Genomic DNA, 15795 nt, shown 5'->3' with positions numbered 1-15795 from the left:
TATATTGTCTTTTTTATATCATTTTTAACTATTGATATTTATATAATGGTAAAAACTGTTGTTTTTATTATTTTTATTTATATCTTCAATTTATATATAAAAACCAAATTATTCAAATGAAAGGAGGTATATGAATAATTGAAAACCAATCAGTGCACAAGAAAGTTCTAAAATTTATGGTGGTGGTCCAATTTTAACAGCCATATTAACAATTGCTCCAGTTGTGATATCTGCAATTTCAACGTTAGTACCTATAATTAAGGCTGCTGCATCTAAAAAAGGCGAAGTCAATAAAACTGGTTCTGTCAAGTGAGACGATACTTCACCAACAAGTTCCACGACAGTTTATAAACCAGTATATGTAGCCTATTAATATAAAAAGCGGTATATTACCGCTTCATTTTTTTAAATAATTATTTAACACGAATATATTTTCTAATACTTTTGTAATATAAGCTTCCAGAAATAATACTAAAGACAAGAGCAACGATAGTTGGAATATTAATTACATATAAACAAACTTGGAATATTACAAAATCTATCATTTTTGCAGAATATCATTCAATAGATCAAAATGGAAAAATTAATGAAAGGACAAATAAGAATCCAATAGCAATAGTTTGTGTTAATGTTTTTAATTTACCTCATTTTGAGGCTGCAACTTCAACATTATTTTTAACCATAACAATTCTGAAACCATCAACAACGATATCTCTTGCTACAAAGATTATAACAATTCAAACTGGCACAAAGCCAAAAGCAGCAAAAGCAATTAATGTAGATGAAACTATTAATTTATCAGCAAGTGGATCTCATAGTTTTCCAAAAGAGGTAACTAAATTTCTCTTTCTAGCAATATAACCATCAAAAAAGTCGGTAATCATTGCTCCAATAAAAATTAAGAGCATTAAACTTAATAGAATTCTGCCTGATACATAATAATTATGTGAGTTTTGCTTCATTAGAAAACCGAAAACTCAAAATAGGATAACTAATGGAAACAATAAAATAATACGAGTTAAAGTTAATTTATTTGGAAGATTCATTAGCAAATAATCCTTTTTCATAGTAGTTTTTGATTTCTATAGATGCTTTTTCAGAAACTTCAGAAACTAAATCAGGATCTAATTCAGAAACATATTTATCAAAGAATTCTTTTACATCTTGACATTGCTTATTTCAGTTATTGCAACGCGTATGACTTAGTTTAACAAAAGCACGCAAGAAATCCTTGGTATTGTTAGAGTTAACTATAAACTCTCTAAAATCAGGATCTCTTTGGATATTATCTAAGTAATCATTAGCTACTTTAACAATTTCTCTCATTTTAAAGTCACCAATTGAAGGCTCAAATTTTTCTAAATAAGCTTCATTAATTTCCATTAATGTTTTAAGTCTAATATTCATAATTTGCATTTGTTCATTTGTTTTCTTGGCAAATTCAGCGTCTTGTTTCTTTTTCTTTTTCTTTCTTAAACTATCTTTAACAGCAGTAAAGATAAAAATACCAAGGATAACGACAATTAAAACCCCTAAAATAATTCACATTGTCATACCACCTGCTGGATTTGAAGTTGAAGTAGTAATTGGATCAGCTTTTAATACTACTGGTTTAAAATTAATATTCATGTTGCTCCTATAATATTGATATTTATTATTAAACTTAATTATAATATATATGTATATTATTTAAAATATATATTACGATGGTTGCTTGAGCGGTTGAAAAGGCTTGTCTCGAAAACAAGTAATGGCACATAGTCATTCGAGGGTTCAAATCCCTCACCATCGGCCATATCTCAAATTTTGAGACCGGCAGGGAAACCTGTTTTTTAATACCTATAAAAATGCTCTTTCAGTAAATTCTAAAGCTTACACTTTTTAAATAATGAAATTTTAAATGCTGCATAATGGTAAAATTTATATATAAAACTAAGGAGGCATATGAAAGCAAATATTTCAATGGCTAATTATGATGCTGTTCGCAAAGAACTAGATATTCAATCAAAAGAATTTTTTGATAAATTAATGAAAGAAAAACAAAATACAGCAGCTAAAAAAGCCTTTATATTCAAACTTATTTGAATGATACTATTCGCATTAGTTCCTGCATTTTTAATTGTTTTAATTTCAGTTAACTCTGTTAAAAATACTTCTATTAGTGAAAATGCTCTTAAATATACTAGCTGAACTTTCTTTGGATTAATAATATTTGTTTTATTAACGGGATCATATATACTGTCTTTATATTTTGGTCAAAAATTATTAGTAAAACAAGCAGCTTACAAAATGATTAATGCTCATAAAGTACTACCAACTATATTTAATAATTATGGAATTACTTTATTAAATGACCCTGAAGAAACAAATAATTCAATGAACGAATCAATTTATAAAACAGATGAATACGTAAAAAATCTTTTTCCAAATGAAGCCGATAATATTAAAATCACATTGGATAAAGCATACGTTCTTAAAGATAATGATACTAACGATAAGTGGATTATCAAGTATGCAAATGTTCAAAAAAATAACACCAATAAATCTGAACACGTCTTAATTTTTAAAGGTGAAATTGCTAATAACATTGAAGAAAGTTTTTATGGATTTTATCAAGGTGATTTATTGTCAAGTATTATTAAAAATGAAAACAAAGAATATAAATTAGTAAATGAAGACATGCAACTTTTTTCAACTAGTAATATTTTTAAAGACGAAAGTATTCAAAAGCTACAAACTTTCTATGATGAATACAATTTAGGTTCTAAAAACTTTGGTTTTAACTATGTATGAGAAAATAAGAAGTTACATATTTGAATTAAAACTTCAACAAAATTGTTTGATGTTGAAAATGCTCCAGATGTTGTGGGAATTTTATTTAACCACGCTTTATTAGTTTCGTTAATAATGCAACACACTAGAGCGTTAATTAATCAATAATAAATAGTCAGCACTTTAAATTGCTGACTATTTAAATAATATTATTTATATAGAGTATATAAACTTGCCCATATTGCTTTTGTTTGACAACCACGAGTCCAGATGGCACGATAATTTTATCTAAATCATCTGTTTCAATAATTATTTGGCCAAATTTACTTAGAAATTTATTTTGTTTAATTAACTCAAGACATTGATTTAACAAATCATATTCTGCATACGGAGGATCTAAAAAAATAAAATCAAATTCGCGGCCTGTAAATTTTTGCAAGAAATCAAGTGAATTGCACGCAAACACTTCTGCATTATTTATACCTAATGATGAAATATTCTGTTTTATAGTTTTAATCGCATTTTTATCATTATCAACTAGAACGGCTTTCATAGCTCCATTGCTTAAAGCTTCTATACCTATTGATCCACTTCCTGCAAATAAATCTAATACTATTTTTTCACTTATTTCAAACCTGATACTTGAAAAGATTGCTTCCCTTACTCTATCCATTGTTGGACGAGTATTTTTTGTATCGGGTTGCTCGATTTGACGATGTCTGTACTTACCAGAAATAATTCTAATCATTGCCCTCTCCTCTAAGTTTTGCAAAATCACTAATTAAATTATAATTAATATTATGAAGACTTATGATGTTAAATTAACTATGCTCCCCGAAAAAGTTCTAAGAAAAAAATCTAAAGATATTCCAATTCCATTAACAGAAGAAGATATTGATTTAGCAGAAAAAATGATTTATCACATTGATGATAGTCAAAAACCAAATACAAAATTTAGACCTGGCGTAGGTGTTGCTGCTGTGCAATATGGTATCTTAAAAAATATGTTTTATATTAATTCTGATGTTGGCCCTGTAAATCAACATATTAGAGATGTTTTTATTAATCCAAAAGTTATTGCAACTAGTGAGGCTTTAGTAGCTATAAATGAGGGCGAAGGATTTTTAAGTGTTGGTGATAATATAAAAGGCCAAGAAGGTTATGTCTACAGAAAAAACAGAATTGTTTTTGATGCATATTCATACTTTGAAAGAAAATGAAAAAGATATGATCTTACAGGTTATCCTGCCATTGTTGCACAACACGAAATGGATCACTTAAACGGCAAACTTTTTATTGATCATATAGATAAATTGAATCCTTGAAAAGAGAAGAAAGCTAGAAAGGTTTAAAATGGTAAATACTTGGAAAGAAGTAGCATTTTCAGGATGATCAATTGCTATTCCTATCTCACTCGCTTTAATTGTAATTATTTCAGCAATTATTAGTGGTGCTAGAAGAGGAATTTATGGAGGTGTGATTACTGCTATTTTTGGCATATCTGGCTGATTAATTGGTGTTTTAGCATCGCCGCCATTAATAAAAGCTATTATGGACAATGCTAACTTTAATTATAAAGAAGCTATAACTAGAGACTCAAAAGAACTTATGCCATTTATTTATGGCCTAGCTGTTTTAGCATTCCAAATTCCATTTTGCATAATTGGTGGAATATTAATTTTAATACTTAGAAAAAAAATTAAGAAGCCAATGGAACAACTTAAGAAAGATGGAAAGACAACTGTTGCTTGAAGAAGTTTGGGGGCGATTATCGCTACTGCAGGCGTTATTCCTTGTTCTGTTTTTGTGGCTAATGCTGCCGGAATCATTTCTTACAATAAATCAACGAATAACACCAACAATCAAATTATATCTGCATTATCATTTAATAAAGCAAGAGCTGTTTCGTCGTATACACCCGGTTTGATAGCAACAGCAGAAATCGTTAATAATTATGTTTTTGACACAAAAAATACTATGGAATTAGCTAACACGTTAAAGCTATACTTTGAACAATTTATAAATCCAAATAATTACATTATTATCAATAAAAATACAGGTAATGCAATATATGATTCAAATGGTAATATTAATGTTGAAGAAGCCGCGGGAATAACTGGAACTAAAGATTTAATATTCCATTTTTCATTGTCAAATAGTACTTCATTAAACACAGAAGAACAATTAAGTGCAAAAGAAAAATTAGTTAAAGCAGCTCAATTAATTAATGATATTTTAAAAATGTATACTGTTACAAATGAATCGTTTAGCATCTTAAACACTATCTTTAAAGTAGCAACAGGATTAATGAAAGAGTTTGTAAATGGTTTCATAAAAATAATAAGAGATATACCAAACGAATTAATTAATAATGCAGAAAAAATTGGCGTTATTATTGATAAAGACTATAAATTAGACTTTAACGCAAAAGAATACCTTAACAAAATTATTAATGATTTAATTAAATTTACAACAGATTCAGTAAGTTCTTACGTTGAAAATGGTAAATTACTTAATGGCACTGAAAAAACTGAAACTATTAATAAGATCAACTTTATTATTAATTTAATAATGACAAAAAGCTCAAACATTGGAAATAACTAGATTTCTAGTTATTTTTTGATATAAAAAACAGCTCAAAGCTGTTTATAAATCATCGCTTGTATTGTGTCGATTACCACAACCACAACCAGTTTTTTGGCTCCAATTTCAAACGATATCCTTGGTTTCTTTATCTACAGAAATAGCAGGTTTAGAACTTTCGCTTTTGTTTTCTTTTATTTCCGTTTTGGGCGTTTCCTTTGTACAACTTACCACAGTTAAAGAAAATAACGGAGCAACTATAAAGCCTGAACCAATAAGAAATTTTGATAATAATTGTTTTTTCATTTTAATACCTTAATTTAATTATATCAATAATTAATTAAATATAAAAACTGATATAAATGTTAAAAGCGACTGTTTTGCAGAGGTATTTGAATAAAAATAAATACAAAGATAAATGAAATTCAGGCGTTATATTTAACTGTTATTCAATTAATATATAATTTTAATTATGAATAATAAATATGATGCTAGTAGTATTCAACAACTAAAAGGTTTAGAAGCTGTAAGAAAACGCCCAGGGATGTATATAGGATCAACAGACGTAAATGGACTACATCACTTAGTGTGAGAAATTGTAGATAACTCGATTGACGAAGCGTTGGCAGGATATGCAAATGAGATTATCGTAACACTTAATAAAGATGGAGCAGTAACCGTTTATGATAATGGTCGTGGTATACCTGTCGGCAAAACACCTAGTGGTAAAAGTGCTGTAGAATTGGTTTTTACAGAACTTCATGCCGGTGGTAAATTTAACGAAGGTGCATATAAAACTTCAGGAGGCTTGCACGGCGTTGGTTCATCAGTTGTTAATGCCTTAAGTACAAAATTAATTTGTACAGTCTTTAGAGACAAAAAAATTTACGAAACAATTTTTGAAAACGGCGATAATATAGTCCAAAAAACTAAAGAAATTGGATCAACCAATAAAAAAGGCACAATCGTAAAATTCTGACCTAATTATGATATTTTTAAAAGAGCCAAATTAAGTTTTGAAATTATTGCGGAACGCCTTAGAGAAAGCAGTTTTCTAATCGGTGGTCTTTCAATTAAATTAATTGATGAAGTCAATTCAAGGGAAGAAACATTTATTCACGAAAATGGTTTAGGAGCTTTTGTAGATTTTATAAATGATTCTAAAAATTCAATTGGTCAAATAGTAACATTCAAGGAAACTAGAAGAGATATTGAAGTTGAATGTGGTTTTCAATATACTGATGGATACAACGAAACTATGCTTTCGTTTGTTAATAATGTAAAAACAAAAGATGGCGGAACTCACGAAATTGGACTAAAATCTGCATTAACAAAAACATTTAATGATTTTGCACTTGAAGAAAAAATTCTAAAAGGTAAGAATACATTTGAAGGTGAAGATATCCGTGAAGGCTTAACCATAATACTTTCAGTCAAAATTCCTGAAAAATTATTAGAGTTCGTTAGCCAAACAAAAGATAAATTAGGAACCCCTGAAGCTAAAAGTGTTGTTGAAGAAATAGTATCTAAAAATATTAAAACCTGGATTACAGAGAATAAACCTCTTGCTAAAAAAATCTTAGAAAAAATTAAAAAAGCATCAGATTCAAGAGAGGCTGCCAGAAAAGCAAGAGCAGAAGCACGTAAAACTAAATCAGCATTAAAAGAAAAACAAATTTTAAGCGGTAAATTAACTTCTGCTCAATCAAAAAATCCAAAAGAAAAGGAACTTTTCTTAGTTGAGGGTGATTCCGCTGGCGGTAGTGCAAAATCAGGTCGTGATCGTAGATATCAAGCAATCTTGCCATTAAGAGGTAAGGTAATAAACACCGAAAAATCAAGATTATTTGAAATTCTTAAAAACGAGGAAATAGCAACAATAATTAACACTATTGGTGCAGGTATTGGCGACGATTTTGACTTAAACAAAGCACAATATGGAAAAGTTGTTATTATGACTGACGCCGACACTGATGGGGCACATATTCAAATTTTATTATTAACCTTTTTCTTTAGACATATGAGAAAACTTGTTGAAAACGGTAATGTTTATATAGCCTTACCTCCTTTGTTCAAGCTTACACAACAAAAGGGTAAAAAAGAGATTATTTATGCCTGAGATGAAGAAGAATTAAAAGAATTATTACAAGATAAATATAAAGGAGCAGAAGTTCAACGTTATAAAGGTTTAGGTGAAATGAATGCTGATCAACTTTGAGAAACTACTATGAATCCTGAAACTAGAACACTAATTCAAGTCAAAATTGAAGATGCCGTTTTAGCAGAAAGAAGAGTCTCAACCTTAATGGGGGAAAATGTTGAATCTAGAAAAGATTGAATTAACAAAAATGTTGATTTTACAATGGAAGACGATTTTGAATTAAATCTAAAATAACGAAAGGGCATTATGGATAAGAAAAAACAAAATAAATTAGATTCATTGTTATCTAAAATAATTCAAGAAAATCTAGACAACATAATGTCTGATAGGTTTAGCAGATATTCAAAATATATAATTCAACAACGTGCATTACCTGATGTAAGAGACGGTCTAAAACCTGTTCAAAGAAGAATTCTTTATTCAATGTTTGATTTAGGTTTACAATATAATAAACCATTTAAAAAATCAGCCCGTGTTGTAGGTGATGTTATCGGTAAATATCACCCGCACGGAGATTCATCAATTTATGAAGCGATGGTTAGAATGGCTCAAGATTGAAAAATGGGGCATACTTTACTAGAAATGCACGGTAATGTCGGTTCGATTGACGACGACCCGGCCGCCGCTATGCGTTATACTGAAGTAAGGTTATCTGAAATTGCTGAACACGTTATTGGAGACATAAAGAAAAATACTGTTAAATTTGCACCAAACTTTGACGATTCTGAAAAAGAGCCCGTAGTATTACCTTCAATTATTCCAAACTTGCTTGTTAATGGGGCCGTTGGTATCGCGAGTGGATTTGCTACTGATATGCCTCCACATAACTTAAATGAAATTTTAGATGCAGCAATTGCAAAAATTAAACATCCTGATATTCAGCTAAATAAACTTTATAAAATTGTTAAAGGTCCTGATTTTCCTACTGGTGGTGTAATTTACGGAACGCAAGGCATTCAAGAAGCATTTGAAAGAGGAAAAGGAAAAATAACCCTCGTTTCAAAATATAAAACATACGCAGATAGTAAAAATAAATTCATTGAAATTACTGAAATACCATACGGTGTAGTTAAAAGCAAACTTGTACACGATATTGATGTAATTATTTCAACTGAAGAAGTCAATGGGTTATTAGAAATTAAAGACCAATCAGACAGAAATGGAATTAGTATTTTAATTACACTTTCTAAAGATGCCAATGAAGAAGTAATTGTTAATTATTTATTATCTAAAACACAAATGCAAGTTTATTACAACTATAACAATGTAGTAATTCAAAATAATTCTCCAAAGCTCCTTAACTTATCTCAACTACTAGATGCTTACTTGATTCATGTAAAAGATGTTAAAAAAGCTACCTTAAATTATGATTTAATAAAATATAAAGCAAGATTAGAAATAGTTGAAGGCTTCTTAAAAGTAGCTGAAATCACAGATGAAGTTATCGCAGTAATTAGAAATAGTGAGAATTCAAAACAAGGTGTAATTGAAAACTTAATTAAAACTTTCCAATTCACATTAAATCAAGCTACTGCGATCGCTGAGTTAAGACTTTATAAATTAAGTAAAACCGATAAGCAAGCATTCTTACTCGAAAAAACAGAACTTGAAGAACTAATAAAAAAATGTTCACTTTTATTAAATGATGAAAATGAGTTTAATTTGTATTTAATCGCTGTTTTACAGGAAGTTAAGAAAAAATTCGGCTGTGAAAGAAAAACAGAAATCATTGATGAAGTTTATAAGGCATCAGTTAACGAAATAGACTTAATTAAAGATGAAGAAGTATATATTTGTGCCACTAAAAACGGTTATTTAAAACGTTTAAGTTTGAGAGTCGCTGATTCAAATGACTTTTTAACTTTCGGTTTGAAAGAACAAGACAAAATTTTATATTACGGTAAGACTAATACTTTAAATACTCTTTTAATGTTTACAAATTTAGGTAATTATGCTGCTGTACCTGTTTATAAAATTGCTGAAACTAAGTGAAAAGATTTTGGAAACCATTTAAGTGATTTTGTTGAATTAGTTTCTGGCGAAGAAATAGTTGGAGTGATAGATGTTGCAGATTTTAATATTATTAATTACGTTTGTTTAATAAGTAAACAAGGGCAAGGCAAAAGAGTTTTATTAAAGGATTTTGAAGTTTCAAGAATGAATAAAACATTTACAGCCATAAAACTTCGTGAAGGTGATGAACTTGTTGGAGTTAAACTCTCGAACGGATATAAAGATGCATTATTAATAACTAAAAGAGGTATGGCTTCTTTATATACTGAAAATGATATTCAAATTTATGGCACAAAATCGAATGGAACAAAATCTTGCTATCTTCCTCCGATTGACGAAATTGTAGCATTCGTTTTAGTTGAAAAAGGCGAATCTATAGTACTTTTAGCAAACAGAAACCTAATAAAAAGGATAAATGTTTCAAGCATTCCTCCTGTTTCTAAAAAGAATTTAGGCAAGCCAATATTCCCACAATTGAAAACTAAACCAATTATTGTTACTGATTGTGAAGTTGCAGATTCTCATTCAGAATTATTCATACAAAACGATCAAAACGAATTACTTATAGAAAAAATTTCAAATTATCCTATAACCACTATAAATGAAGGTTTTTCAAAGATTAAAATAGATAATATCAGTCAATTAAGCATTAAAACTAATCAAATTGCAAACAATATTTTAACACCTAAAATTTCTTATTCTGTTGCCACAGAAAAAGAAGAAATAACATTTAAAAATGCAGAAAAAGAAATAAACATTTTGGATATGGATGTTGATGCAATTTTAGATAAATTCAAAGATATTATGAAGAAAAAATAATGTGCTTTGCACATTATTTTAAAGCTGTTTTATAGTCATTTTAGTCCAAAATAATAAAAGTGGATAAAATTTCCATATTTTTTGCATATTAACAATTAATATAAATATTAAATTATTATTATAAATATAATAATGGCATGAAGATATTAGTGTTAAGTGATATTCATAGAAATATAACACTTGCAGAAAAAATTTTAAAAATTGAACAATATGATTTAGCTTTGTCGTTAGGAGACACAGAACTAAGTGACGATTGGGTTGAATCAAACTTTGATTATGCAGTTAGAGGAAATAACGATTTTATGAGTCTTCTGCCAATTGAAAAATTTTTCAAAGTTAACAATTTAAAAATTTATATGTGTCACGGGCATTTGCTTGGGTCATACAACACATTAATGGATAGCAGTGAAATACAGAAACAATGCGAAAATATTAATGCAGATGTAATTCTTTACGGACATTCGCATTTTAAATTATTAACAGTAGTTAAAAACAATCAAAATGAACCAATTAAATATATCATAAATCCAGGTTCTGCTGGTTTGCCTTTTATTTCTAGAAATCAGCTTCTTAACTCTGATCCTTCATACTGTATTATTGAAACAAATAATGAATTAAATGGTAAAATTTTAGTGAAATTTAAAACTATTCAATAATAGTCAAATAACTTATTTTTATAATAATAAAAGGAAAAAAATGTCAGAAATTAATCAAGAAAAACCAAAATTTTTATTCGCAATTGACCTAGACGGTACAATGCTTGCATCAAGTAAAGATGGTACAGTTCACGACCTTACAGTTAACGCTATAAAAAGAGCTCAAAAAGAAGGACACATTGTTTGTGCGATTACAGGACGTCCTTGAAGAAGTACTAAACCTATTTATGAATCATTAGGTTTAGATACAGTTGTATCAAACTATAATGGTGCACAAATTCACCACCCAAAAGATGAAAACTTCATCCCATATATCAAATACTTAAACCTTAATGAAATGTTATATGTTTTAGGCGACCCAGTTGTTGAAAAAGAAATTTCAAATATCGCAATTGAAGGACCAGGTTGAGTTCAATTACAACACAGAGATGCCGATTTAGAGGGTGTTTTTGGGTTTAATACAGCTAGCAAATTTGTCGTTGGTTTAAACTTCAATAAAGTTCCTCTTAGACCTACAGGAATTATTTTTGATGTTAAACCTACAACTGATGTAGAAAAACTAAGAAGATACTTAAGAGCAAGATATGGAGACTTAGGTGAATTCTCATACTGATCAAAAGGTGAAGGTTTAATACCAGTATTTGATATTACCAATGTAACAGTTAATAAAGGTAGAGCATTATCATTATTAACAAGATACTATGGAATTGATTTAGACCACACAGTAGCTTTTGGTGATGGTTTTAACGACGTTCCAATGTTTAAGGTAGCTTGTGTTTCTGTAGCTGTCGGAAATGCATCAGATGCAGTTAAAAAACATGCAACAATTAAACTTAAGAAAACAAATCAACAAGGTGCTGTGGGTGATTACATCAACAAATTCCTTGATAACCCTGAAAAAGAAATTGCTAAATCAAAAGCAGCTGCCGAAAAAATGAGCAGATATAAAGGTGACGACGAAGAGTAATTATGAAATTTATAGAATATGAAAATTCAATTGACTTATTAGATAAAAATATAATAGGTATTGATGAAGCAGGAGTCAGCGATTATTTTGGCCCGATGTGTAGTGCTGCTGTCTTTGTAAAAAACGAAAATATCAGTAAAATAATTGAATTGGGTGTAAAAGATAGCAAATTATTAAAAGATGAACAAATAAAACTCTTAGCTACCAAATTGAAAAAAAGTAATCTAATTTCATATTCTTGTCATCAATTAAGTCCAAGTGGATTTAATAAATTAAATAAAAATTATAATGTCAATGAGTTAAAAATGTTTACGCATCTTAACGCGTTTAATAATCTGTTTGCTAAAATAAAAAATAACAAAACTATTGATTATATTTTTATAGACCAGTATTCTACTTATAACACTATAAAACAGTATTATAATAAATTTATAGTTGAAAATAATTGAGCTAAATTAGAACCGTTTAATGCTGATGTGTTATTAGCGCATAAAGCTGAAAAATTACACATCAGTGTTGCGGCAGCAAGTATACTTGCTAGAGATTATTATCTTACTTTAATGGATATTATGTCTCAAAAATTTAATACTGTTTTTCCTCGCGGAGTTAGAACAAAAGTTGAGGAATTTAGAAATACATTTTTCAATTCTATTGAAAATGATAAAAATATTATTAATGAGGTTTGTAAGGTTTCTTTTAAAATGAAAGAACCTGAAAAACATGAAACAGTTTTAGTTAGCTTATTTGATTAAAGAAAATGACCTAGTTTATTAACTAAGTCATTTTTTATTAATGAATAAAGATAAATGATATAAACGAAGCCACTGTTAAAGCCAAACAAATTGGCATAGCTATTTTATAGTAATTAGTTTTAGTTTTTCTTGGCATAGAGATCGTTGCGTTAGTTACTAAATTATAATTTTTCATTTTTTTATTGTAATAATCAACCCTTTTTTCGCCACAATAAACAACCACTAATAAAATTGCCGATAGAATTGAAGGAATAATTACAGTTCCAAAGGTACCCATAGCGGTTAAAATAGAAGCATTTTGATTTGCATTAAATCCATCATATGCTGTGCCTTGAAGAGATTCTTTTACTAAAACTTTATATAAATAATCTCCAGTCCCGGTTCCACCAGGAGTTAAACTAATTGCATTAGATACCCTAATTAATGAATTTTGAATTGTTAAGTTCATATAAAATCCACCCGCAACATTTGGCTGAATAATATCTATTGCTTTTCCAAAAATAGCTGTTGTAGTTATTAATGAAGGAATTAATTTATAAATTAATAATTCAAAGAAAACACCAATATTTTTAAAGCATTTCTTCATACTCATATTTAATGCATATAACTCATATTCATATTTAGCTTTAATAGCGAACGAATCATAAGATTTAACAAAAGGTAATCATTCAATTAATGCAATTGTGGCTTTAATTAAGATTTTTTGGATTTTTTTGTTAAGTGCCATAATTAATAATAAAACCGATAAACCAGTGTCAAAAATTAAACCTAGAACAAGCATAATTATAAAAATATTTGACTGTACAGAATGAGAACTGAAAAAGTTATGAAAAATATAAATGCCGGTAGGAACAAAAATTAGTGTCATTAAAACGTTAACAATTTGTCATAAGAATGTGTTAACTATTATGGTTGAAAATAATACAGGTCTAGGAATATTTCTTCTTCTTAAATATCAATATGTACCAATATCGCCACCAATTGATTTTGGCGTAATTGTTTGAATAATTACCCCTATAAATGATCCTATATACAAGTCGGATCACTTTACTTTATAGCCTTGTAAGGAAATTGTTCTTTTAAAAATTAACGCCTGTAATCCACAATATATGAATACAGAAAAAACCATAAAAGCAAACGCACTTCTTACTATGTATCCATTTGAAACACTTCTAACGTTGCCCAATTTATCTCAGTCAGTATATAACTTTTTGCCAAAAGCATCAAATACTTGTTTTGGACTTCCGCCAACTCCATCACCTTTTAGGTTATAAACCGAATAGAATAAGAACAAAATTATTCCCATGAATATCGCAAAATAAATAAAATATTTTGCAAATGATCAAATTGTTAATTTAGATACATTATTATCTTCTTTTAAGTCAATAATTCCATCAATTATTTCACGGTTTCTAACTACCATCATAAGTTCAGAATTCTCTTCTTTTTTCTGTTGAACAGTTTCACAATAAATATTTAACTGATTAAATATTTTAGAATATTCAATAATACAACTCTCAGCATTTTTAAAAGATAGTTTATAAAGAATTTTATTATCAGCAGAACCTTTTTTATTCAACTCTTCAATTCTTACAATGTTATATTTACTAGCTATAGTTTCTACATTATTTAGCCGATTAATAAATCTGTTAGCAACTCCAGAATCAGCCAAATACGATTTAACAGATAACTGGAATCTACTATATTTTGCATAAAGTTCAGTTAGAACATCAAAAAGGGTTAAATTTTTAAATTTAGAATAATAATTGACCATTCTAACAATCTCTAAAGCAAAATGATTAGAATCATACCCATTAAAAAGTCTTTTATTAGGCACAAATTCGTTGTGATGTGTAAAAGCAAACAATAAATTTTTTTTCGTTTTTTCAGTATAAACCCATAAATCTGATCTATTTGAATATTGCCATACATCTATATTATTTTCTAATGCAACAGATTGCGTCAATGATCCGGCTTGGTACGTTTTCGCCAAAAACGAATTATTTAAGTAAGATTTGTCAAAATCAGGGTCATCGTTAATTAAAAAGTTTAAATATAATGCTGCAATTTCATCTGGTTTAAAATATTTATAAACAGATTTATATTTAACATTTAGATTTAAGCCAGTGCCTTCGGTATTTATTACTATGTTAACTTTACTTTTTCGGCTAAGTGATTCTCAATAAACTTTTGACAGATGTTTCTGTTCACTGGCATTATAAATTATTTTTGTTTTCTGCCTTTTTACAGCAAAATAAGGTAATTCCAATTTTTTTAAAGTCGTTTCATAAAAGGTTGTATTAGAAACATTTGTAAAATCAAATCCACTCAAAATAGAATTAGAATTCAAATAATGATTATTAGAATATTTATTGTAAAGTGCTTCCAAATATTTTTCACCTGAATAATCATATTCAAAACTAATACCCTTATCTGGAATAGTAATAGTTAGATAGTCAACTGATTGCAGTTCTCATGAAATATGCATCATATCTTCATTAGACAATGGCGAACCATTAGATCAGAAAAAAGCAATTTGGAAAATTTTAGAATTCTTATCATATTCTTTAAAAATTACACTAGCAACACTATTGGAATTCTCACTTCCTAAATTAGTATGAGATATTGGAATATTTGCATAATCATTGAAAATAACTGTTTTATAGCAATATTCGTTTAAAACTCTAGCGAAAATATTCATATAAATGTTAGATGCAAACGAGTTATCTAAAGATAAAAATATTTTAGAACCTTCTTCAATATTTTTAAGTTTTAAAAACGAAACATATGAATAACTAAGAGCAGCTACAGTAAATTCATTTAATAAGTGAGTTCCTACTCCAATTGATGAAATAATTTTATTATTAATAAATTTAAGACTTTCAGAAAATGCCTTATTAATTTCATCTTCAGTGCTTTTTTTACCAAAACTTAATAGTTTTTCATAAAACGATGGATCTCAAGAAGATTTTTTACTTCACTTCTCATAAATCGGGTTGATCGCCATACTATCTCCTATACTTTTTTGTTAGTTAAATTATATTAATTTATGATTAATATAAAAGAATTTGC

The 15795-nt window shown here is 28.4% G+C and carries 14 protein-coding genes and 1 tRNA gene; 10 read left to right on the top strand and 5 right to left on the bottom strand.

Annotated features, from left to right (window positions below; translation table 4 throughout):
* Positions 1-130 precede the first annotated feature (130 nt).
* Entirely contained in the window at positions 131-373 is a 243-nt protein-coding gene (locus T390_RS0101490; protein WP_027334760.1) for a hypothetical protein, read from the top strand.
* Between the two features lie 40 nt (positions 374-413).
* Here T390_RS0101490 and pgsA read toward each other — a convergent pair whose 3' ends face one another.
* Together pgsA and T390_RS0101480 are read right to left on the bottom strand one after the other, a co-directional pair.
* The gene (gene pgsA / locus T390_RS0101485; RefSeq protein ID WP_027334759.1) at positions 414-1067 is read right to left on the bottom strand and encodes a CDP-diacylglycerol--glycerol-3-phosphate 3-phosphatidyltransferase; all 654 of its coding nucleotides are present in this window, start codon (positions 1065-1067) and stop codon (positions 414-416) included.
* On the bottom strand, positions 1030-1629 hold the full coding sequence (locus tag T390_RS0101480; protein WP_235732217.1) for an MHJ_0274 family protein: 600 nt from the start codon (positions 1627-1629) through the stop codon (positions 1030-1032). The genes pgsA and T390_RS0101480 overlap by 38 nt, the downstream gene beginning before the upstream one ends.
* Positions 1630-1704: 75 nt before the next feature.
* On the opposite strand from T390_RS0101480, the gene T390_RS0101475 reads away from it, so the two are divergent.
* Both T390_RS0101475 and T390_RS0101470 read left to right on the top strand, forming a co-directional pair.
* Positions 1705-1795 (top strand) — tRNA-Ser (locus T390_RS0101475).
* 149 nt (positions 1796-1944) lie between these two features.
* Positions 1945-2940: a hypothetical protein gene (locus tag T390_RS0101470; protein WP_027334757.1), complete on the top strand. Its 996-nt coding sequence runs from the start codon at positions 1945-1947 to the stop codon at positions 2938-2940.
* Between the two features lie 31 nt (positions 2941-2971).
* On the opposite strand, the gene rsmD is transcribed toward T390_RS0101470, so the two are convergent.
* Entirely contained in the window at positions 2972-3553 is a 582-nt protein-coding gene (gene rsmD, locus T390_RS0101465) for a 16S rRNA (guanine(966)-N(2))-methyltransferase RsmD (protein ID WP_268869704.1), read from the bottom strand.
* Positions 3554-3572: 19 nt separating this feature from the next.
* Between rsmD and def the strand changes: the two genes are divergently transcribed.
* Both def and T390_RS0101455 read left to right on the top strand, forming a co-directional pair.
* Entirely contained in the window at positions 3573-4124 is a 552-nt protein-coding gene (gene def / locus T390_RS0101460) for a peptide deformylase (RefSeq protein ID WP_027334755.1), read from the top strand.
* A gap of 1 nt (position 4125) precedes the next feature.
* Positions 4126-5376 (top strand): hypothetical protein, encoded by a 1251-nt coding sequence (locus tag T390_RS0101455; protein ID WP_027334754.1) that lies wholly within the window; start codon positions 4126-4128, stop codon positions 5374-5376.
* Between the two features lie 42 nt (positions 5377-5418).
* On the opposite strand, the gene T390_RS0101450 is transcribed toward T390_RS0101455, so the two are convergent.
* Positions 5419-5661, bottom strand: a complete 243-nt coding sequence (locus T390_RS0101450) for a hypothetical protein (protein WP_027334753.1) — start codon at positions 5659-5661, stop codon at positions 5419-5421.
* A gap of 166 nt (positions 5662-5827) precedes the next feature.
* On the opposite strand from T390_RS0101450, the gene parE reads away from it, so the two are divergent.
* The 5 genes from parE to T390_RS0101425 all read left to right on the top strand — a co-directional run bounded on the left by parE (position 5828) and on the right by T390_RS0101425 (position 12723).
* Complete coding sequence (gene parE / locus T390_RS0101445; protein WP_036436012.1) at positions 5828-7750, top strand: DNA topoisomerase IV subunit B; 1923 nt, start codon at positions 5828-5830, stop codon at positions 7748-7750.
* Positions 7751-7762: 12 nt separating this feature from the next.
* Positions 7763-10348 (top strand): DNA topoisomerase IV subunit A, encoded by a 2586-nt coding sequence (gene parC / locus T390_RS0101440; RefSeq protein ID WP_027334751.1) that lies wholly within the window; start codon positions 7763-7765, stop codon positions 10346-10348.
* A 137-nt stretch (positions 10349-10485) separates the two neighbouring features.
* Positions 10486-11004, top strand: coding sequence for a metallophosphoesterase family protein (locus T390_RS0101435; protein ID WP_036436010.1), 519 nt, complete (start codon positions 10486-10488; stop codon positions 11002-11004).
* A 40-nt stretch (positions 11005-11044) separates the two neighbouring features.
* Complete coding sequence (locus T390_RS0101430; protein ID WP_027334749.1) at positions 11045-11971, top strand: Cof-type HAD-IIB family hydrolase; 927 nt, start codon at positions 11045-11047, stop codon at positions 11969-11971.
* A gap of 2 nt (positions 11972-11973) precedes the next feature.
* Positions 11974-12723, top strand: a complete 750-nt coding sequence (locus T390_RS0101425) for a ribonuclease HIII (protein ID WP_036436008.1) — start codon at positions 11974-11976, stop codon at positions 12721-12723.
* A gap of 37 nt (positions 12724-12760) precedes the next feature.
* Here T390_RS0101425 and T390_RS0101420 read toward each other — a convergent pair whose 3' ends face one another.
* Positions 12761-15730 (bottom strand): lysylphosphatidylglycerol synthase transmembrane domain-containing protein, encoded by a 2970-nt coding sequence (locus T390_RS0101420; protein WP_027334747.1) that lies wholly within the window; start codon positions 15728-15730, stop codon positions 12761-12763.
* Between the last annotated feature and the right edge of the window lie 65 nt (positions 15731-15795).

Origin of the sequence: Mycoplasmopsis felifaucium ATCC 43428 (assembly GCF_000687775.1) — a bacterium.
In the GTDB taxonomy this organism is placed as follows: domain Bacteria; phylum Bacillota_I; class Bacilli_A; order Mycoplasmatales; family Metamycoplasmataceae; genus Mycoplasmopsis; species Mycoplasmopsis felifaucium.
This window is presented reverse-complemented; position numbering and strand designations above follow the sequence as displayed.